The organism is Shinella granuli (assembly GCF_004341885.1).
GTDB lineage: Bacteria > Pseudomonadota > Alphaproteobacteria > Rhizobiales > Rhizobiaceae > Shinella > Shinella granuli.
In genome coordinates, this window is sequence record NZ_SLVX01000005.1 from 200,093 (window position 1) to 218,753 (window position 18,661).

General features: G+C 66.5%; 19 protein-coding genes. 9 read left to right on the top strand and 10 right to left on the bottom strand.

The window, feature by feature from the left end; genetic code table 11:
- Positions 1-11: 11 nt before the first annotated feature.
- Positions 12-995 (top strand): ABC transporter permease, encoded by a 984-nt coding sequence (locus EV665_RS10935; RefSeq protein WP_133034121.1) that lies wholly within the window; start codon positions 12-14, stop codon positions 993-995.
- Positions 996-1,074: 79 nt separating this feature from the next.
- On the opposite strand, the gene EV665_RS10940 is transcribed toward EV665_RS10935, so the two are convergent.
- From EV665_RS10940 to EV665_RS10980, 9 genes are all read right to left on the bottom strand, one after another.
- Positions 1,075-1,284, bottom strand: coding sequence for a hypervirulence associated TUDOR domain-containing protein (locus EV665_RS10940; RefSeq protein WP_133034122.1), 210 nt, complete (start codon positions 1,282-1,284; stop codon positions 1,075-1,077).
- Positions 1,281-2,564, bottom strand: coding sequence for an NAD(P)/FAD-dependent oxidoreductase (locus tag EV665_RS10945; protein WP_133034123.1), 1,284 nt, complete (start codon positions 2,562-2,564; stop codon positions 1,281-1,283). Before EV665_RS10945 ends, EV665_RS10940 begins: the two co-directional genes overlap by 4 nt.
- 20 nt (positions 2,565-2,584) lie before the next feature.
- Positions 2,585-3,385: a family 1 encapsulin nanocompartment shell protein gene (locus EV665_RS10950; protein WP_133034124.1), complete on the bottom strand. Its 801-nt coding sequence runs from the start codon at positions 3,383-3,385 to the stop codon at positions 2,585-2,587.
- Complete coding sequence (locus tag EV665_RS10955; protein ID WP_133034125.1) at positions 3,378-4,418, bottom strand: Dyp-type peroxidase; 1,041 nt, start codon at positions 4,416-4,418, stop codon at positions 3,378-3,380. The genes EV665_RS10950 and EV665_RS10955 overlap by 8 nt, the downstream gene beginning before the upstream one ends.
- Before the next feature lie 49 nt (positions 4,419-4,467).
- On the bottom strand, positions 4,468-4,605 hold the full coding sequence (locus tag EV665_RS10960; protein WP_245507688.1) for a hypothetical protein: 138 nt from the start codon (positions 4,603-4,605) through the stop codon (positions 4,468-4,470).
- Positions 4,606-4,666: 61 nt separating this feature from the next.
- Positions 4,667-4,921, bottom strand: a complete 255-nt coding sequence (locus tag EV665_RS10965; RefSeq protein ID WP_064332904.1) for a DUF2171 domain-containing protein — start codon at positions 4,919-4,921, stop codon at positions 4,667-4,669.
- Positions 4,922-5,168: 247 nt separating this feature from the next.
- Positions 5,169-5,450 carry a chaperone modulator CbpM gene (locus EV665_RS10970; protein WP_342636209.1) on the bottom strand — a complete coding sequence of 94 codons (282 nt, stop codon included), beginning with the start codon at positions 5,448-5,450 and terminating at the stop codon, positions 5,169-5,171.
- A 2-nt stretch (positions 5,451-5,452) separates the two neighbouring features.
- Positions 5,453-6,355 (bottom strand): DnaJ C-terminal domain-containing protein, encoded by a 903-nt coding sequence (locus EV665_RS10975; RefSeq protein WP_064332903.1) that lies wholly within the window; start codon positions 6,353-6,355, stop codon positions 5,453-5,455.
- Positions 6,356-6,738: 383 nt separating this feature from the next.
- Positions 6,739-7,671: a LysR family transcriptional regulator gene (locus EV665_RS10980; RefSeq protein WP_133034126.1), complete on the bottom strand. Its 933-nt coding sequence runs from the start codon at positions 7,669-7,671 to the stop codon at positions 6,739-6,741.
- 123 nt (positions 7,672-7,794) lie between these two features.
- Between EV665_RS10980 and EV665_RS10985 the strand changes: the two genes are divergently transcribed.
- The 7 genes from EV665_RS10985 to EV665_RS11015 all read left to right on the top strand — a co-directional run bounded on the left by EV665_RS10985 (position 7,795) and on the right by EV665_RS11015 (position 16,052).
- Positions 7,795-8,841, top strand: a complete 1,047-nt coding sequence (locus EV665_RS10985; RefSeq protein ID WP_133034127.1) for an aromatic ring-hydroxylating dioxygenase subunit alpha — start codon at positions 7,795-7,797, stop codon at positions 8,839-8,841.
- Between the two features lie 12 nt (positions 8,842-8,853).
- Complete coding sequence (locus EV665_RS10990; RefSeq protein WP_133034128.1) at positions 8,854-9,954, top strand: 2Fe-2S iron-sulfur cluster-binding protein; 1,101 nt, start codon at positions 8,854-8,856, stop codon at positions 9,952-9,954.
- Between the two features lie 263 nt (positions 9,955-10,217).
- Complete coding sequence (locus EV665_RS33090) at positions 10,218-12,182, top strand: DUF2817 domain-containing protein (protein ID WP_133034129.1); 1,965 nt, start codon at positions 10,218-10,220, stop codon at positions 12,180-12,182.
- A gap of 53 nt (positions 12,183-12,235) precedes the next feature.
- Entirely contained in the window at positions 12,236-13,033 is a 798-nt protein-coding gene (locus EV665_RS11000) for a transporter substrate-binding domain-containing protein (RefSeq protein WP_133034130.1), read from the top strand.
- Between the two features lie 98 nt (positions 13,034-13,131).
- Positions 13,132-13,839: an ABC transporter permease gene (locus EV665_RS11005; RefSeq protein ID WP_064332899.1), complete on the top strand. Its 708-nt coding sequence runs from the start codon at positions 13,132-13,134 to the stop codon at positions 13,837-13,839.
- Between the two features lie 3 nt (positions 13,840-13,842).
- Entirely contained in the window at positions 13,843-14,529 is a 687-nt protein-coding gene (locus EV665_RS11010) for an ABC transporter permease (RefSeq protein WP_133034131.1), read from the top strand.
- 116 nt (positions 14,530-14,645) lie between these two features.
- Entirely contained in the window at positions 14,646-16,052 is a 1,407-nt protein-coding gene (locus tag EV665_RS11015) for an FAD-binding oxidoreductase (protein ID WP_133034132.1), read from the top strand.
- Between the two features lie 34 nt (positions 16,053-16,086).
- On the opposite strand, the gene EV665_RS11020 is transcribed toward EV665_RS11015, so the two are convergent.
- Positions 16,087-16,992, bottom strand: a complete 906-nt coding sequence (locus EV665_RS11020) for a LysR family transcriptional regulator (RefSeq protein ID WP_133034133.1) — start codon at positions 16,990-16,992, stop codon at positions 16,087-16,089.
- A gap of 145 nt (positions 16,993-17,137) precedes the next feature.
- Between EV665_RS11020 and EV665_RS11025 the strand changes: the two genes are divergently transcribed.
- Positions 17,138-18,481: an NAD(P)/FAD-dependent oxidoreductase gene (locus EV665_RS11025; protein WP_133034134.1), complete on the top strand. Its 1,344-nt coding sequence runs from the start codon at positions 17,138-17,140 to the stop codon at positions 18,479-18,481.
- Positions 18,482-18,661: the final 180 nt, after the last annotated feature.

Genomic DNA, 18,661 nt, shown 5'->3' on the forward strand with positions numbered 1-18,661 from the left:
GGAGACCATCCATGTCCACGCTCCTGCGCCCGTTCGCCATCAAGTCCTCCGGTGATCTCGCCCGGCTCAGCGTCATCCTCGCGCTGTTCGGCCTCATCCTCTTCGGGGCACTGCGCTACGACAATTTCGTGTCGTCCTACAACATCCTCTCGTTCCTGCGCTACAACTCCATGTTCGCGCTGATCGCGCTCGGCATGGCCTTCGTCATCATCACCGGCGGCATCGACCTTTCCGTCGGAGGCACGGCGGCGATGGCGAGCGTGGTTGCCGCCCTGTGCTCCCCCTATCACTGGGCAGCCGGGCTTCTCGGCGGCATCGCGGCGGGTCTTGCCGTCGGCGCGCTCAACGGCTTCATCATCACGAAGATGCGCATCCAGCCTTTCATCGCCACGCTGGCGACGATGCTGGCCGCCTACGGCACCGGGCTGCTGCTCGCCAACAACCAGTCGGTCTCCGTCTCCTATGACACCGGCTTTACCGTGATCGGCCAGGACGATTTCCTCGGCTTTCCCATTCCCGCCTGGATCGCGCTCGCCGTCTACGTCCTCGGCTGGCTGGTGCTCGAAAAACTGCCCGTCGGGCGCCACATCCTGGCGATCGGAGACGGCGAGGCCACGGCCGGGCTGATGGGCCTCAAGGTCGAGCGCACGCTCGCCGCCGTCTATCTCGCCTCCGGCGCGCTCGCCGGCCTCGCCGGCGTCATCCTCGCCTCGCAGTTCGGCGCCGGCCAGCCGACGGAGGGCGTGGGCTGGGAGCTCTTCGCCATCGCTTCCGTCGTGGTGGGCGGCACGCTGCTGACGGGCGGCTCGGGCTCCGTCGGCGCGACGCTCGCCGGCGCCCTCCTGCTCGCCATGGTCTTCAACATCCTGAACTTCGAAAACGGCCTCGGCTGGATCTCGCTGTCCGCCTACTGGCAGTCCGTCATCCGCGGCACGTTCCTGCTCATCGTGGTGGTTCTGCAGGCGAAGCTGATGGCGCGGCACAACGCCCCCTGATGCCGGTACCGGCAGACACGTGAAAGCGGGGCATGGCACGAGCGGCGCTTCCGGCGCCGTCCTGACGGCCGGCCGCCTTTCACGCATGGTCGAGGACGCTCCCCCTGTGGGCGGCGATGTGGTCGGTCTTGTCGCTCTTGATCTCGTATTGCGGATCGTCGGGCGTGGCGCGGTGGGTGTGGCCTTTGTAGTCGAAGTCGCTGGTGTGGATGGCGATGATGGTGCCCGACACATGGCCGGCCTCCGAATTCCAGGTGACGTGATCGCCGATTGCAAAGCGTCTGCTCATTGCGGTCTCCTTTCCTGCCGTTCAACGCCGGTGCCGGTGATCAGGCGGGCACTGCGCTGGCCGGTCGAATAGATCCACAGCCAGCTGAGGGCGACGGCGAGACGGTTGCGCAAGCCGATCAGGAAGTAGACATGGGCGATGCCCCAGGTCCACCAGGCAAGCCGGCCCTTGAGCTTGATCCAGCCGAGATCGACGATGGCGGCCCGCTTGCCGATGGTGGCGAGATTGCCGTCGTTGCGATAGGCGAAGGGCTTTGGCGGCGGCTTTCCCTCGCGGCGCACGCGGATGACGCCGGCCACGTAGCGGCCTTCCTGCTTCGCCGCAGGCGCAATGCCCGGCACCGTCCTGCCCTCCCCGGCCGACACATGGGCCGTATCGCCGATCGCAAAGATATCCGGAAAGCCCGGGACGGAGAGGTCCGGCGCGACGATGACCCGCCCGGCGCGGTCGGCCGGCGCCTGCAACCATTCGGCGGCCGGCGAAGCGGCAACGCCCGCCGCCCACAGGATGGTCGCGGCAGGCAGGAACTCGCCGCCGAGCGCGATGCCGTCCGCGCTGCATTCGGAGACGGCGTGGCCCGTGCGCACCTCGACGCCGAGACGGGCGAGCGCCTGCTCGGCATAGGCCGAAAGGTCCTCGGTGAAGGCCGAGAGGATACGCGGCCCGGCCTCGACGAGCACCACGCGCGCCTCGCGCGTGTCGATATGGCGGAAATCGCGGCGCAGCGTCTCGTGGGCCAGCTCGGCGATGGTGCCGGCGAGTTCCACGCCGGTCGGGCCGGCACCGATGATGGCGAAGGTCAGGAGGCGGCGGCGCTCCTCCGCGTTCGTCTGCCATTCCGCCCGCTCGAAGGCGGAGAGGATGCGCCGGCGGATCGTCGTCGCGTCCTCCAGCGTCTTGAGCCCCGGCGCATGGGGCTCCCACTCGTCATGGCCGAAATAGGCATGGCGTGCGCCGGTGGCGAGGATCAGCGTGTCGTAGGAAACCCGCCGCCCGTCCTCAAGCAGCACGGCCTTTCCCGCCGCATCGACGCCGGTGGCCGCGCCCAGCAGCGTGGTCGCGTTCCGGTAGCGCCGCAGAAGCGAGCGGATCGGCCAGGCGATCTCCGAAAGGGCGAGCGAGGCCGTCGCCGCCTGGTAGAGCAAGGGCTGGAACAGGTGATGGTTGCGCCGGTCGAGCACCGTGATACGGAACGGACCAGCCGCCAGATGGCGCGCCGCCTCCAGCCCGCCGAAACCGCCGCCGACGATGACGACGTGGTGATCGTCGCTTGCCGCCACGCCAACCTCCTTTCGTCCTGTCACTCCGGCGAAAGCGCCACGGCCGCTTCCGTCGTCAGCGTGCGGAATGTGAAGCTCTCCTGCACGTAGAGGTCGACGGTGGTCGCGGAATGGCCGAGATAGCCGATGGAAAAATCCTGACCGACAGTCAGTTCGAAATCGCCGCCGCGCAACGACAGGACTAGGCCACCCTCGATGGCCGGCGCCCAGATGATGCCGCCGTCGACGATGCGCTCGATATGGTGGAAGACCGGATAGCCGTCGTCGCTGCCGCCGCTCGCGGCCATGTAGGCATCGCCGCCGAGCACGAGCGCATAAGGGCCTTCGACGCCGGCAAGCCGGAGCCGGCCGACCGCGCGCGCCACCGCGTCCGAATAGCGCTTCACGCCTTGCGGCAACGGTACGGCAGGATTGCTCGCCGCAGCGCGGATGCCCTCGATGCCGGCGGCCGCATAGCCGTCGAACACGGCGCGGTCCTCGGCGAAGGCGATCTTCTGCATCGCCTCCTTGACGGGCGACCAGTCGCTGTCGAGCGCGCCGCGCTCCACATCGTCGACTGCGTTGCGCGAGAGCTGGAAGGGCACACGCAGCTCGACGAGCGCCTTGACCTCGCGCCTCACCGACTGCACGCCTTCGGCCGGCGGCGCGATCGGCACGACATGACCGGTGCCGACCGCCGAAAGGCCGAGGCCCGCCGGGCCGACCATGTCGACGACCCGCCGGGCGGCAAGGTGGCGCTTGAGCGTGCGCGCCGCCTCTTCCTCGATTTCCGTCCAGGCTGCCTCGGAAACGGGAGCGAGTTCACGGTGCAGGTTATTCATGGGTAGCCCCTTTCCTGAGAGAGCCTATGCCGAGCGATCCGTCGCTGCGCGAGGGCGGCTGGTCCGCCGCCGCAGGCGCCGCCGCTGCGGTATCGGACGTCACCGCGTCGAGGAACGAGGCGGAAGGAACGAAGAACAGCGTTCCGGTGACGGCGCGGCTGAAGTCGAGCAGCCGGTCGTAATTGCCCGGCGGGCGGCCGATGAACATGTTCTCCAGCATCATCTCAATGCGCCGCGGCGAGCGCGCATAGCCGATGAAATAGGTGCCGAACTCGCCCTTGCCGACATCGCCGAAGGGCATGTTGTCGCGCAGTATCTCCAACGGCTCGCCGTTCTCCTCGATGGAGGTGAGAACATTATGGGCATAGCTCGGCTTGGCGGCGTCATCGAGCTCGATGTCGGAAAGCTTCTCGCGACCGATGATCCTCTCCTGCTCGGCGACCGGCACGCGGTTCCAGGCCGCAAGGTCGTGCAGGTATTTCTGCACGATCACATAGCTGCCGCCGGTAAAATCCGGATCTTCCGCACCGATGATCGTGGCGGCCGCGGCGGCCGCATCCACGGGGTTTTCCGTGCCGTCGACGAAGCCGATGAGGTCGCGGTCGTCGAAATAGCTGAAGCCGTGCACCTCGTCCTCGGTCGCAACGAAGCCCGCCAACCGGCGCATGATCTGGGTCGCCAGCTCGAAGCAGAGGTCCATGCGCGTGGCGCGGATATGGAAGAGGAGATCGCCGGGCGTGGCGACGGCATGGTGCTGCCCGCGGATTTCGCGGAAAGGATGGAGATCCTTCGGGCGCGGCGTGCCGAAGAGACGGTCCCAGGCATCCGAACCGATGCCGAGCACGCAGGAAAGCCCGCCTTCGAGATCGCGGAAACCGACGGCACGCAAGAGGCCGGAAAGATCGGCGCAGAGCGTTTTCACGGCGCCCTCGGCTTCGCGACCGGGCGCAAGCGTCACGACAAGGAAGATGGCCGCGCGCGTCAGCCGCGCCGCGACCGGCTGCGGAACGACGGAGGGTAAGACTGCATCCATGCTCAATCCATGTCGCGGAAGGCGTGCCCGCTCGCCTCGAAGGCCTTCATCACGTCGGAAGGTAGCGAGTCTTTTTCCGCCGTGCCATCGAAAATCCAGTCCTTCGCATCGGCAATGTCGGGCAGGCGCGCACGTAGAGGCCGATCGCCGGCTTTTCGGGATTGAGATAGAGGTCGTAGTTTTCCATGGCAGGCACCTTGCGCTGGAGGAGAAACGGGCCGGCCGGAGGAGAGCCGGCCCGTTGCCGGTCAGAGGTCGACCGGACGGCCGGATTTTTCCTCTTCCAGCGTGACGGCGATATCGGCATTGGCCGACAGGCGCACCTTGTCGCCCTCGACGCCCGCCACGAAGCCCATCTCGATATAGTGGTGATGGCCTTCGTGACGGCCGAAGCTGTCGCTCTTCTTCAATTTGATGCGGTTGCCTTCCACGCGGTCGACAGTGCCCACATGCACGCCGTCGGCGCCGATGACTTCCATGTTTTCCCTGACCTTGTCGCTCATGCTGCTTCTCCCTTGGGTTGAAGTGGGTCAAACCGTGTCGAACGCGTCCTCATCGACGAATTCCGGTTTCCTGCCGTTGAAGGTGATGTCGCCGTGGGCGGCGGAGGTTGCAGATGCGGGGCCCGTCGACGACCAGGATCGAGGCCTGGGCCAGCCATGGCCCGAATTCCGCAAGGCCGGGTGGTTCCGCCGTGCTTCGGTTCTGCCCCATCATCCTGTCCTTTCCGTTTTGCATGACGATCCGCCGTCAGACGTCCGCCTTGCCCATTTCCCGCCGCAGCTCCGCGAGCGCCCGGCGCATGCCGTGCAACTGGTCCATGAGATGCAGGATCACGTCGATGCCCGCCTCGTTCGCGCCGATGCCGGACTGCAGCTCGCCGATCAGCCGCGCCCGGGCGACGTCGATCTCCCGGAAGCGCAGACCGGACGGCGTCCTCTCCGGCACCAGCCATTCCTGCTCGATCCACAACTCCAGCACCTGCACCTTGAGGCCGGAGGATTTCAGGAATTCCTCTCTGGTCATGGCCATGATCAGCCCTCCTCGCGCGGATTGAACGACTTGCCCTTTTCCCAGCCGGCAACAAAGGCTTCAAGCTCGGGATCGGGCTTGTTCGGCAGGACGACCTTCAGCTTGACGAACTGGTCGCCGAAACCGCCGCCGCGTTTCGGGGCACCCTTGCCCTTCAGCCGCAGCGTCGTGCCGGTGTTGGAGCCCTTCGGCACGGCCATGGTCACGGCACCGGTCGCCGTCGGAACACGCACGCGCCCGCCGAGCACCGCCTCGCTCAGGGAGACGGGCAGCTCGATCGTGATGTCGTCGCCATCGCGGGCAAAACGCGGATCGGGCAGGACCTCCACCTCGATCAGCGCGTCGCCCGGCCCGCCGGTGCCGAAGCCCGGCGCGCCCTTGCCCTTGAGGCGGATCGTCTGGCCGCTGACGAGGCCCGGCGGGATCTTCACGTCCAGCGTGCCGCCATCCGGCAGGGTGATGCGCCGCGTCGCCCCGGCGATGGAATCGGCAAAGCCGATCTCCAGCCGGTAGTGCATGTCCTCGCCGCGACGGTTCGCCCGCCCCCTCTGGCTGCGGCGCAGGAGGTCGGCGAAGATGTCGTCGCTGTCCATGAAGTCGGCATAGCCGGAGGCATCCGCGTAAGGGTGCTCCGCCTGCGCGCCGGCATAGTCGCGGTAGTAGTTCTGGCGCGGCGGACGTTCGGCGCCGGAGGCATCGATCTCACCGGCATCGAAGCGCTTGCGCTTGTCGGCATCGCCAAGAAGATCGTAGGCGCCAGCGACTTCCTTGAACTTTTCCTCCGCCGCCTTGTCGCCCGGATTGAGGTCCGGGTGCAGTTTCTTGGCGAGCTTTCGGTAGGCACTCTGTATCTCGGCCGCCGTCGCGGTGGACGGCACGCCGAGAACCTCATAGGGATTTTTCACGACGGGCTCCGGAAATCATTGAACTGCAATATATATGTGGCTGCGACCGGTATCCGGCAACGCGGCTTCATGTCCCGTTGCCGAATTTTCGCTGCCGCCCTCCGTCTTCCGTCGGCGCGGACGCCGCAGCACCAGGAGAGACGGAAGACTGCGCCAATGCCGCGGCCTTCTCCTCCAGCGCCGTTGCCTTCTTACGGATCACGGCGGCATCCTCGCCGCCCGGCGCATCGCGCACGGCCGCCGCTGCGTTTTCATCCAGCGGCGATCAGAGCCTCGACCGTTTCAGTTGCGCCCTGAGGCGCGGGTTGGGCAACCGGATTGCCGGTTGCGGCGAGGACCTCGGCGAAAGCCTTATTTTAAGCCGACCCCTTATGCTGCTGACTTCAGCTTGACCGAACCTGAGCCGGTACCGAGATCATATCCTGTTGCTTTGCAATACCAACCAGCCATTTGTGGAACCTCTGGCCGAACGGCTTTTCGAGGGCGGTCCTGTCCCACGCCAGATAGTAGCTTTCGGGCAGCTTCATGCGAATATCGAACGGAACCACCAGACTGCCGGCAGCGACCTCGTCCTGCACCATGGAAACTTGTGCGAGAACGAATCCCCTGCCATTGGCGGCGGCGTCGATGGCACTGCTCGACAAGGTGAAGGAAAGGCCGGAAAACGTCTGCCGGCCATCGGCATCGATCAAGCTGGCCCAGTCCTTCCATTGCGGGGAAGCCTTGTAGTCCGCTTCCCATTCCACATTGAGCAGCGGGAACTTGAGGATGTCCTGCGGACAGTCGAGAACGCGGTTTGCGATGAGCGCGGGCGAACAGACCGGCACGACCCAGTCGGTGAACAGAGTCGCGACGTGTTCGTGGGCATAAGAGCGTCGGCCGTAGGTGATGCGGAAATCCACCTGCTCAATGCCGATACGCGGCTCTTCGTCCTGCCCGAGGATGCGTACATTCGATTCCGGACAGAGGGACTGCCAGTCGAAGATTTTGCGGCTGACCCACCTGCTGGCAACCGACGTCAAGGCGCTGAGGACGATGCCGGTCTCGTTCCTCGCACGCGTCAGAACGTTGGCGGCATGGGAGAGCTGCTGAAAACCCTTCGCCACCTCGCGGTAATACAGCCGCCCCCATGACGACAGCTCGACGCGCCGCCCCCGCCGCTCCAGGAGCGTCAAGCCGAGACATTGCTCCAGGTTTCGCACCAACTGGCTGACCGCCCCGGGCGATACTCCGAGATCGGCAGCAGCGGCGCTGACCGAGCCACATCGCCCGATCGCCTCAAAGGCTTGCAGGCCGCGCAAGGACGGGTTCGGCATGGCAGGTCCCTCCAGGACAGGTCGTTCCAATTTAGAATTTCTAAAAAAGAACGCAGGCGCTGGCAACTTGTTGGCACACGAAAAACGACAAACACTCGCTTAGCAAAACGCAAGGAGAGCGAGATGTTTCTCAAGAATGCCTGGTACGTCGCAGCCTGGGACCATGAGGTCGACCGCGCGCTGAAACCCGTCACGATCCTCGGCGAAAACATCGTCCTTTACCGCAAGCAGGACGGAGGCGCGGCGGCGCTCGAAGATGCCTGTCCCCATCGCAAGCTGCCGCTCTCCATGGGCCGCATCAAGGGCGACGACGTGGAATGCGGCTATCACGGCCTGACCTTCGACTGTTCCGGCACCTGCACGCGGGTTCCCGGCGCCGAGCGCATCCCCCATGTCGCCAGGGTGCGTTCCTATCCCGTCCACGAGCGCTACGGCCTGCTCTGGATCTGGATGGGGGATGCCGACAAGGCGGATCCGAAGGACATTTTCGAGGTCGAGTATTTCGACGACCCGTCCTGGGGCATCAATCGCGGCGAGTCCATGACGCTCAACTGCAACTACCTCTACATGACGGACAACCTGCTCGATCCCTCGCATGTCGCCTGGGTCCACCAGTCCTCCTTCGCAAGCTCCGCCTGCGAGGAGACGCCGCTCCAGACGACCGTGAAGGACGACGGCGTGACCGTCTGGCGCTGGATGATCGATTCGGAGCCGGCACCGTTCTACGCGCCCTTCCTGCAGTTCGAGGGCAACACCGACCGCAAGCAGCACTACGAGGTGCGCTATCCGAGCAACGCCATCATCAAGGCGATCTTCGCACCCGCCCATACCGGCGGCGAAGGCCGCGTGCTGCCGGAAAACACCTTCCTCATGGACAGCTACAACTTCATGACGCCGGTCGATGAGAACCGGACGAAGTACTACTGGTTCCAGATGCGCAACTTCGCGCCCGACGATGCCAGGGTTTCGGAAAGCTTCGCCAAATCCGTCCGCGGCGCCTTCGAGGAGGACCGCATCGTGCTGGAGGCGGTCCATCACGGGATGGCCAACATGCAGACGCCGAACCTCGACCTGAAGATCGACGTCGGCCCGATGCGCTTCCGCCGCAAGCTGGCCCAGCTGATTGCCGCCGAGGCGCAGACCGGCACGACCAGCGAAGCGGCCGAATAAGGATCGATCCAGATGCTCGATGCCGCGGCCTCGCGCTTCCGCCCCTTCGCAATCGTCTCGAAGGTGCGCGAAAGCGCCACCATCACGTCTTTCCGCCTCGCCCCTCTGGAGCGGCAGCATTGGCGGCCGTTCGAGGCGGGACAGTTCCTCACGATGCGCGTTCCCGACCGCAAGGGAGGACATGTCCTGCGCAACTACACGGTCTCCTCCTCCCCGCGCGAGGAGGGCACGTACCGGATCACCGTGAAGCGCGAGGCCGCGCCGGCGCAGGACGTTCCGCAGGGCCTGAGCTCCTGCTGGCTGCATGACGAGATCGAGCCCGGCGCCATCGTCGAGATCGACCCGCCGCGCGGCGCCTTCAAGCTCGATGTCGCAAGCGGCCGGCCCGTCGTGCTGCTGTCGGGCGGTGTCGGGCTGACGCCGACGGTCTCGATGCTGGATGTGCTGGCGCGGGAAAGCGACCGACCCGTCTGGTTCATCCATGCCTGCGACAGCGCGGCGGTCCATGCGCTGCGCGAGGAGGTCGAGCACCTGGCGAGCCTCAGGCCCGGCATTGCCGTGCACTTCTGCTACCGTTTCGCGGCGGACGACGATCTCGATGCGGTGCGGTGCCATTCGGCGGGCTTCCTGACGCGCGCCACGCTCCAGCGTCTCCTGCCGCTTGACGACTACGACATCTACATGTGCGGCCCACCTCCCTTCATGCAGGCGCTCTACGGCATCCTCACCGGCCTCGGCGTGCGCAAGGAGCGCATCGCCTACGAATTCTTCGGCCCGGCGAGCCTGCTGTCGGAGGCCGGGCAGCCGGCGCCGCGCACCGTGGCGCCGCCCGTCGCCGACCATGCCGCCGAAGGGGACGGCTTGCGCATTGTCCTCCAGAAGTCCGGGCGAAGCCTTGCCTGGGACGGAACGAGCCAATCCATCCTCGCCTTCCTGGAGGCGCAGGGCATCGAGCCCGAATTCTCCTGCCGGGCGGGGGTTTGCGGGACCTGCGAGCACGGCCTCGTCTCGGGCGAGGTCGATTATTTCGAGGAGCCGCTCGACGTGATGCCGGACGATCGGGTGCTGCTGTGCTGTACCCGGCCGAAATCCTCGATCGTGCTCGATCTCTGAGCGCTGCGAACAAGAGGCTGCGGCCTGAACCAGGGGTGCCCGGTCCCCCGAAGGAGAACCCGTGACGAAAATGCCCCGTGATGCAATCCCGCTCGATCCGCATGTCGCCGGCCTCGATCCCTCGCGCTACGGCGACCCGGCCTGCACGGCCCTGCGCGCGGCGTCCCTCGAACCGAAACGAACAGGGGCCGGACAACGGTCCCGCGGGAGCGAACAATGAGCGCCAATGCCAGCCTGCACAAAGCCAACCGGGAGCCCCTCGCATGTCGCCTTCAACGCCGTCCGGTTTCTTCGCCGGTGACTTTTCCGCCCTGCGCGCCCGGTTCCTTGCCGCCGCGCGCACCGCGGGGGCCAGCCTGGTCGAATACCTGCACCCGCTGCATGGGCCTGATGGCGAGCGGCTCGCCACCGACGTCGCCTATCTCGGGCGCAACGACGCCCGCAAGCTCATGGTGCTGATTTCCGGCACGCACGGCGTCGAAGGTCCCTTCGGCTCGGCCTGCCAGACCGCATGGCTTTGCCAGAACGCTCCCTGGCAGCTCCCCGACGACACGGCCGTCCTCGCGATCCATCTCATCAACCCTTGGGGGACCGCCTGGTCGCGCCGGGTGAACGAGGACAATGTCGACCTCAACCGCAACTTCATCGACTGGCAGCAGGCCCCGCCGAAGAACGAACGCTATGCCGCCCTGCACGACGCGCTCGTCTGTCCGGCCCTCGACGGTGCGGAGCGCGACGCGGCGACGGAGCGCTACGAGGCGGCCAAGCAGCGGTCCGGCGGCTATGCCGGCCTCGCCCCGGTCATCGAAGCCGGGCAGTACGATTTTCCCGACGGCCTGTTCTATGGCGGCGCCGGCCCCGTCTGGTCCAACCGCACGCTTGTCGACATCCTCTCCACCTTCGCGCAGCAGGCCGCCGAGGTCGTCGTCTTCGACCTGCATACGGGGGCCGGTCCCTACGGCTATCCCGCGCTGCTCTCGGTCGCCGAAAGCGAGCATGCCGGGCTGGACTGGGGGCGGCGCATCTTCGGCCCCGCGCTCTCGGTCGTCGTCACCGGCGCGAATGCGACGACGGATACCGGCATCGCCGCGACGGCGACCGGCTATGTCTCGGCTGCCGTGCGAAAGGCGCTGCCGAATGCCCGCGTCCTGCCGCTCGTGGTCGAATGCGGAACGCTCGACGGCGCCGCCGTCTCCGATGCGGTCCAGGCGGACAACTGGCTCCACCTTTACGGCAAGGTCGATACGCCGCTCGGCGGCAGGATCAAGCAGGCCCTGCGCGCCGCCTTCATCCCCGAAGATGCGGACTGGCAGCGCACCTGCCTGGAAACCGCTCTGCGCCACTTCGACCGCGCCTTCGCCGACCTCAAGGCCATCGGCGGCGCGGGGGTGGAAAAGCCGGTCCCCGCCGCCCCGGCCGTTGCCGTCGTCGCCCATCGGGATGCCGGCGGCCCGAGGCTCGACGAGCGGCCGGCGATCGAGGTCCACGACATCCACAAGCGCTTCGGTCCGCTTGCCGTGCTCAATGGCGTCAGCGTCTCCGCGCAGCCGGGCGAGGTTGTGTCGATGATCGGCTCCTCCGGCTCGGGCAAGAGCACGTTCCTGCGCTGCATCAACCTGCTCGAACAGCCGAACGACGGGCGCATCGTCATCGACGGCGAGGAGATCCGCATGAAGAAGGCGGCGGACGGCAGCGCCGTGCCGGCCGACATGCGGCAGGTCGAGCGCATCCGCTCGCGCGTCGGCATGGTGTTCCAGAACTTCAACCTCTGGCCGCACATGACCGTGCTCGAGAACATCATCGAGGCGCCGCTGCATGTGCTGAAGGAGGGGCGGCAGGCGGCCATCGACCACGCCCACGCCCTCCTGAAGAAGGTCGGCCTCTCCGAAAAGCACGCCCAGTATCCCGGCCAGCTCTCGGGCGGCCAGCAGCAGCGGGCCGCGATCGCCCGCACGCTTGCCATGCGCCCGAAGCTCATCCTCCTCGACGAACCGACCTCCGCGCTCGATCCCGAGCTCGTCGGCGAGGTCCTGCGGGTGATCCGGCAACTGGCCGAAGAAGGAAACACGATGATCCTCGTGACGCACGAAATGCAGTTCGCGCGCGAGGTCTCGCACAAGATCCTCTTTCTCCACCAGGGAAAGGTGGAGGAGGAGGGTGCCCCGGCGGATGTCTTCACCAATCCGCGCTCCGAACGCATGCGCCAGTTCCTGGCCCGGACGTTCTGACGGCCGCCGGCTCGACCCGCTCAATAACGATGCTCAACATGGGGAACCAAAACATGAAGCTGAAAAGTCTGTTGCTCACCACCTTCTTCGCCGCCGGCCTCACGGCGGCCCAGGCCGCCGAGGGCGAATTGTCGATCGGAACAGAGGGCGCCTATCCGCCGTGGAGCATGGCCGATGCGGCCGGCAACGTCACCGGCTTCGACGCCGATGTCGGAAACCTGCTCTGTGCCAAGCTGGAATTGAAGTGCCGGTTCGTCGTCCAGGCCTTCGACGGCCTCATCCCCGCCCTGAAGGCCAAGCGTTTCGACGTCATCATCTCGGGCATGTCGATCACCGAGGACCGCAGGAAGGAGATCGACTTCTCCATCGGCTATGCCGAGCTTGCCAACATGTTCGTCGCGCCGAAGGGCTCCGATCTTGCCGGCATCGAGGACTTCGACAGCCTGATCAAGGCACTCGACGGCAGGAAGATCGGCGTGCAGGCCGGCACGACCCATGCCCATTACCTCGAGAAGAACGCGCCGAATGCCGACCTGAAGACCTACGACACGCTCGACCAGATGCAGATCGACCTGGCCAGCGGTCGTGTCGAGACGGCGTTTTCCGACGTCTCCGCCCTCGACGACTTTCTCGCCAAGCCCGAAGGCAAGGATTTCCAGCTTGTCGACGTCAAGATCGCCAGCTCTTCCGATCCGACGCTCGGCGAAGGCATCGGCGTGGGCATCGCTAAGGAAAACACCGACCTGAAGACCCGCGTCGACAAGGCACTTTGTGAACTGGTCGCCGACGGCTCGATCGGCAAGGCGAGCGAGACCTGGTTCAAGACGGACATCTCCCGTCCCTGCCAATAGCGCCGACACGGCGTCTCCCGGACGAGGACGGACGCAAGGCCGCCTCTTTCCGGGAGACGCCCCTCCGACAGGACAACAGACAGGTTTGGGCTGGTTCGATGGAACTTGGATTATGGCAGGTATGGGAGGGCGGCTGGATCGCCGCGATCCTGCGCGGCGCGGCGGTCACCATCGCCCTCGGGGTCGCGAGCATGGCCTTCGGCATCGTCATCGGCGTTGCCTGCGGCCTCATCAAGTGGGCGCGGCTCTTTCCGCTGACGCTGGCCGTGGATTTCTACACGTCGATCGTGCGCGGCGTGCCGGAACTGCTGATCATCTATCTTCTTTTCTTTTCCTCCGTGGAGTTCGTGGCACAGGTCGCCGCCGCCTTCGGCTATGAGGGGCTGGCCGGCAACGGCTATGCCTTCGTCATCGCCGTCATCGCGATCGCGGCCATATCGGGCGCCTATTCGACCGAGGTCGTGCGCGGCGCGCTCGCCGCCATTCCCGGCGGCCATGTCGAGGCGGCCCGGGCGCTCGGCATTCCGGGCGGGCGCATCTTCCGCCGCATCATCGCGCCGCAGATGCTGCGCATCGCCGTGCCCGGCATGAACAATGTCTGGCAGACGACCATCAAGGACACGGCCCTCGTCTCCGTCGTCGGCCTGCAGGAACTGATGCGCGCCGCCTCCGTCGGGGCCGGATCCACCCGCAGCCCCTTCGTCTTCTACTTCATCGCCGCCGTCGTCTACCTCGCCATCACGCTGGTCAGCCAGGGTGGTTTCGACTGGATCGAACGCCTTCTGCGCCCCCGTACGAGGAAATAGGCCATGGATCTGGACTTCATCCGCCTCGCCGTGCCGACCCTCGCCAAGGGATTGGGGCTGACCGCCCTCCTGACCCTCGCCTCGGTCGCCGTCGGCTTCAATCTCGGGCTCGCGCTCGCCGTCATGCGCCTGTCGAAAAATCGCCTGGTCAGCGGCTTTGCCAAGGGCTACAGCACCGTCTTCCGGGGCACGCCGCTGCTGGTCCAGCTCTTCCTCTTCTACTACGGCCTCGGCCAGCTCGCCTTCGTGCGCGACAACCCCGTCCTCTGGTGGATCGTCGGCGACGGCGTCCATTGCGCCGTCATGGCGCTGGCGCTCAACACGGCAGCCTATACGTCGGAGATCCTGCGCGGCGGCCTCATGTCCATCCCGGGCGGGCTCGTCGAGGCGGCACAGGCCTGCGGCATGTCGCGGCTCCTCTGCTTTCGCCGCATCACGTTCCCCCTCGCCATAAGGCAGGCCCTGCCGGCCTATGGCAACGAGCTCGTCCTCGTCGTCAAGGGAACGAGCCTCGCCTCCACGATCACCGTGCTGGAAATCACCGGCCACGCAAAGCGCCTGATGAGCCAGACCTTTGCGATCCTGGAGGTCTTCGCCATCGCCGGCGTGCTCTATCTGCTGATCAACCTCGTGCTGATCACCCTCGTCCGGCTCCTCGAAGCCCGTCTCACGCGCTACCTGCCCCGGTAGGCCGAACACCCGAACCGCAGGACATTCCGGAAGGAAAGACTCATGGACCTACGCGCCCTGAACATCCTGCCGCAAGCCTTCTCGCCGTTCCCGCCTCCATCGACAGGAAACATCGAATGCCTCGACTGCCGCCCGATTTCACCGCCGAGATCCGCAAAATCGTCGGCGAACGGTATCTCAGGGAAGGCGAGGCCATTTCCGCGATCGACCACGGAATCGCCGCCGAAAACCTTGGAGCGGGCCTTGTCGTGTTTCCGGGAACGACCAAGGAGGTTGCGGCCGTCGTCAGGTGTTGCCTTGCCGGCGGGGTTCCGCTCGTTCCCCAGGGAGGACGAACCGGGCTCGTCGGCGGGGCGATCTCGCGGCCGGGCGACCTGGTGCTTTCGACCGCCCGCCTCGATCGCATTCACATTTCACCCGCCGAGCGCGTTGCGGTCGTGGACGCTGGCGTGACGCTGCAGGCGCTGCAGACGGCCGCCGCGGAGCATCGCCTCGAAACCGGGATCGACCTGCCGTCGCGCGGCTCGGCGACGATCGGCGGCATGGCCTCGACGAATGCCGGGGGCATCGCGGCCTTCCGGTTCGGCGTCATGCGGCATCGCATTCTCGGCCTGGAAGTCGTGCTCGCGGATGGCTCGATCTATTCCGACCTGACCCGGGTGGTGAAAAACGCCGCGGGCTATGACCTGAAACATCTCTTCGTGGGGGCGGAAGGCACGCTCGGAATCATAACCCGCCTTGCCGTCAAGCTCGAACCCCAGCCCGCCGCCACGGCGACGGCCCTGTTCGGCTTGCCGTCGGTCGATGCCGCGCTTGCAACGGTCCGCCGCGGGCTCGATGCCGAATATGGTCATCTGCGCGCGGCCGAGGCGATCTGGAGGACCTATTTCCGCCTGACCTCCGGCCATCATCGATGGCCGGCCGCGGGGTACGAGACCGGCCATCCGGTCAACCTCCTGGTCACGCTCGGCGGCGCCGAGGAGGCCGCGCTGCAATCGGAGCTTGGCCGCATCTACGAGGACGTCGCGGCGGCCCACCCTGACGCCTCGGCCGTGATTGCCCTTTCCGGCGCACAGGAGGCCGATCTCTGGCGACTTCGCGAAGACACGGACCTCATCTACCGCAAATATCCCAACGCGCCGTCCTACGACGTCTCGGTCCCCCTTTCCGAGATTGCGCCCTATCTCGACCGCTGCCTTGCGGAGCTGAAGAGAGTGGACGCCGCCATTGATCCCTATGTCTTCGGCCATCTTGCCGACGGGAACCTCCACATCGTCCTCAACATGGCCGGCGGCGACATTGCCGCCGAAAAGGCGGCGGCCCTTGAGAGGGCGGTGTACAGGGGCATCGTCGCGATGGGGGGGTCCTTCTCTGCCGAGCACGGCATCGGCACCAAGCGCGTGGAGGCGCTGTCGGCCGTGTCGGACCCGGTGAAGATGGCGCTGATGCACGGGATCAAGGCCGCGCTCGACGCGCCGGCGCTCCTCAACCCCGGAAAGGTGTTGCGCAGGGGCTCCTCATAGCCGCGGTTTGTCGGGCGCCGTCATTCGGGCACCGTCAAGGGCTCGACATTTCCGACAGCTCGCGGCGCGTCGCCTCCGCCTGCTGCTTCAGCCATTCGCGCAGGCGGGAGAAACCGTCGAGGCGACTTGAGGCCTTCGGTGCGATGAGGCTGTAGCCCGCACCAGCGTCGAGCCGGACCGGATGGGCCTGCACCAGCAACCCGCCGCGCACCGCGGCACCGGCCAGCGCGAGATCGGCGAGCGCAAGGCCCTGGCCCTGCTGGGCGGCCGTCACCGCGAGATCCAGCGTGTCGAACACCAGATGCCGTGCCCCGGCAAGGGAGATCTGCGCCCGTTCGGCCCAGCGTTCCCAGGTCTCGTGGTTCCGGTCCATGTGCAGAAGCACGAGGCCGTCGAGGCTCCCGCGGCTTGCCAGATCGTCGACAAGGCCCGGCCGGCAGACCGGCGTCAAATGCTCCTCCCACAGCCGGTCCTCGGTGAGATTGGGCCATGGGCCGACCCCGTATTCGATCATGCCTTCGATCCCCTCGAGTTCGAAGTCGGGCCTGCGGCTCCAGGCGGTATCGAGGTTGACGCGCACATGGGGATGCTCGCGGTAGAACTCCGGCAGGCGCGGCATCAGCCAGCGAATGGCAAGGGAGGGATGGACGCGCAGGGTCACGCTCTGCGGCTGCTGCATCACGACCTGATCGGCCTGGAGCAGCAAGCCGACCAGCTGCTCGATATAGGGCAGAAGCCGCTGCCCGGCATCGGTTAGGACGACGCGGCGCGTGGTGCGCAGGAAAAGCGTGGTGCGAAAGTGGTTTTCCAGTTGCAGGATCTGCCGGCTGATCGAGCTCTGGCTGATGTGCAGGACCTCGGACGCCTGGCTGAAGGACGCGGTTCGCGCCACGGCCAGAAAGGCCTGCAAGCCGGCCAGCGGAGGGAATCGCCTGGACATCGGCCGACCTTATTTATCCGTTTTCCGGATAAATCTGTTGCACAATGGACATTGGATTGTCCAGCGCCGACTTGCCATAGTCCGTTTCGGCAGGCCGGTGGCCAGCCCCTCCGATCCCCTTCGACAATCAGGACACAGGCTTGCCATGAGCGCCATCGCCGAGACCGGCATCCAGCCGGAAACCAGTTCCCTTGCCCTGCCGCAGCGCGCCGATGTCGTGATCGTCGGCGCGGGCATCATGGGCTGCGCCACGGCCTATTATCTTGCCAGGCGAGGCATCAAGGCCGTCGTCCTCGACAAATCGCGCATCGCCGGGCAGCAATCGACCCGCGCATGGGGCTTCGTGCGCCAGCAGGGGCGCGATCCCTCCGAGATGCCGCTTGCGATTGCCGGCAACCGCCTGTGGCTCACCCTCCAGGAAGAGCTTCAGACGGATATCGGATGGAGGCAGGGCGGCTGCCTCTATGTCGGGCATGACGCCGCGCAGATGGCGCGGTACGAGGCCTGCCTGGAAACGTCCAGGCAGCACGGGGTCGACACCCGCCTTCTTTCGGCGGGCGAGGTGCGGGCGCTGGTGCCCGGTTTCGAGGCGCCGCAGATCGGCGGGCTCTTCACGCCGAGCGACGGCCAGGCCGAACCGCGCGTGGTGGCGCCGGCCTTTGCCCGCAGGGCCGCCGAAATGGGGGCCCGGTTCATCGAGGGATGCGGCCTGACCGGCATCGACGTGGCCGGCGGCAAGGTGGTCGCGGCGCGAACCGAACGTGGCGAGATCCGCAGCGACCGCATCATCTGCACCGCGGGCACCGCGAGCTGGCGCGTGTTGAAGTCCCTCGGCATCACCCTGCCGCAGCACCAGGTGCGGGGAACGGTGGCACGGACATCGCCGGGTCCGGGCGTGGGCGCGGTCGCCTGCATCGGCGGCGGGATCGGCTGGCGCCAGCGCAGCGACGGCAGCTTCAACCTGGCCAACGACGCGCGCGTCGACGTCGATGTCACGCTGGGCCATCTGCGCGCCCTGGAATGGTACATGGGACCGCTGCTGAAGCACTACCGGTCCTTCAATTTCAAGCTGAACGGTGCCCTCCTCGACGATATCCGGCAGCGGCTGCCGGGGTCGGAAACGCGCGCGAACGGCCATCTGGTGGGTGTCCGCGACCCGCTCCTGGCCGCCAACGACGCCGATATCCGCGTTTGCCTCGCCCGGCTGAAAAAGGCCCTGCCCTCGCAGAGGAACGTGCAGATCGTGGAGCGCTGGGCCGGGGGCATCGATGTCCTGCCGGACGGCATCCCGGTGCTGGACGCGCCGGCCGCCCCGAGTGGCCTGATGATCGCGACCGGCTTCTGCGGCCACGGTTTCGCGCTAGGCCCGATCGTTGGCAAGACCCTAGCGGACTGGCTTGCCACCGGCCAGCCGCCGATGGACCTCCACGACCTGCGCCTGTCGCGCTATGCGGAAGGCGACGTCAAGCCGCCGCATTCGCTTTTCTGAACCATATCCGACGGCGCACGGGATGTGCCGAGTTGGCCAAGGAAAGCGCGACCTGCTCCGCCATCCGAAACGCCACTCCGGGGGTGCGCATCGATGATGTCCCATGCGGCGCTGTGCGCCTCATCGAAGGGAGAATCCGCCGTCTCGTTGGCGGCGAACGCGTCGACCTCGATCAGCATT

Excerpts from the sequence above, each read along its gene's own strand:
- EV665_RS10935 (WP_133034121.1), top strand. The coding sequence starts at position 12 with ATGTCCACGCTCCTGCGCCCGTTCGCCATCAAGTCCTCCGGTGATCTC.
- EV665_RS10940 (WP_133034122.1), bottom strand. The coding sequence starts at position 1,284 with ATGAGCAGACGCTTTGCAATCGGCGATCACGTCACCTGGAATTCGGAG.
- EV665_RS10950 (WP_133034124.1), bottom strand. The coding sequence starts at position 3,385 with ATGAATAACCTGCACCGTGAACTCGCTCCCGTTTCCGAGGCAGCCTGG.
- EV665_RS10955 (WP_133034125.1), bottom strand. The coding sequence starts at position 4,418 with ATGGATGCAGTCTTACCCTCCGTCGTTCCGCAGCCGGTCGCGGCGCGG.
- EV665_RS10960 (WP_245507688.1), bottom strand. The coding sequence starts at position 4,605 with ATGGAAAACTACGACCTCTATCTCAATCCCGAAAAGCCGGCGATCGGC.
- EV665_RS10965 (WP_064332904.1), bottom strand. The coding sequence starts at position 4,921 with ATGAGCGACAAGGTCAGGGAAAACATGGAAGTCATCGGCGCCGACGGC.
- EV665_RS10970 (WP_342636209.1), bottom strand. The coding sequence starts at position 5,450 with ATGGCCATGACCAGAGAGGAATTCCTGAAATCCTCCGGCCTCAAGGTG.
- EV665_RS10980 (WP_133034126.1), bottom strand. The coding sequence starts at position 7,671 with ATGCCGAACCCGTCCTTGCGCGGCCTGCAAGCCTTTGAGGCGATCGGG.
- EV665_RS10985 (WP_133034127.1), top strand. The coding sequence starts at position 7,795 with ATGTTTCTCAAGAATGCCTGGTACGTCGCAGCCTGGGACCATGAGGTC.
- EV665_RS10990 (WP_133034128.1), top strand. The coding sequence starts at position 8,854 with ATGCTCGATGCCGCGGCCTCGCGCTTCCGCCCCTTCGCAATCGTCTCG.
- EV665_RS33090 (WP_133034129.1), top strand. The coding sequence starts at position 10,218 with ATGTCGCCTTCAACGCCGTCCGGTTTCTTCGCCGGTGACTTTTCCGCC.
- EV665_RS11000 (WP_133034130.1), top strand. The coding sequence starts at position 12,236 with ATGAAGCTGAAAAGTCTGTTGCTCACCACCTTCTTCGCCGCCGGCCTC.
- EV665_RS11005 (WP_064332899.1), top strand. The coding sequence starts at position 13,132 with ATGGAACTTGGATTATGGCAGGTATGGGAGGGCGGCTGGATCGCCGCG.
- EV665_RS11010 (WP_133034131.1), top strand. The coding sequence starts at position 13,843 with ATGGATCTGGACTTCATCCGCCTCGCCGTGCCGACCCTCGCCAAGGGA.
- EV665_RS11015 (WP_133034132.1), top strand. The coding sequence starts at position 14,646 with ATGCCTCGACTGCCGCCCGATTTCACCGCCGAGATCCGCAAAATCGTC.
- EV665_RS11020 (WP_133034133.1), bottom strand. The coding sequence starts at position 16,992 with ATGTCCAGGCGATTCCCTCCGCTGGCCGGCTTGCAGGCCTTTCTGGCC.
- EV665_RS11025 (WP_133034134.1), top strand. The coding sequence starts at position 17,138 with ATGAGCGCCATCGCCGAGACCGGCATCCAGCCGGAAACCAGTTCCCTT.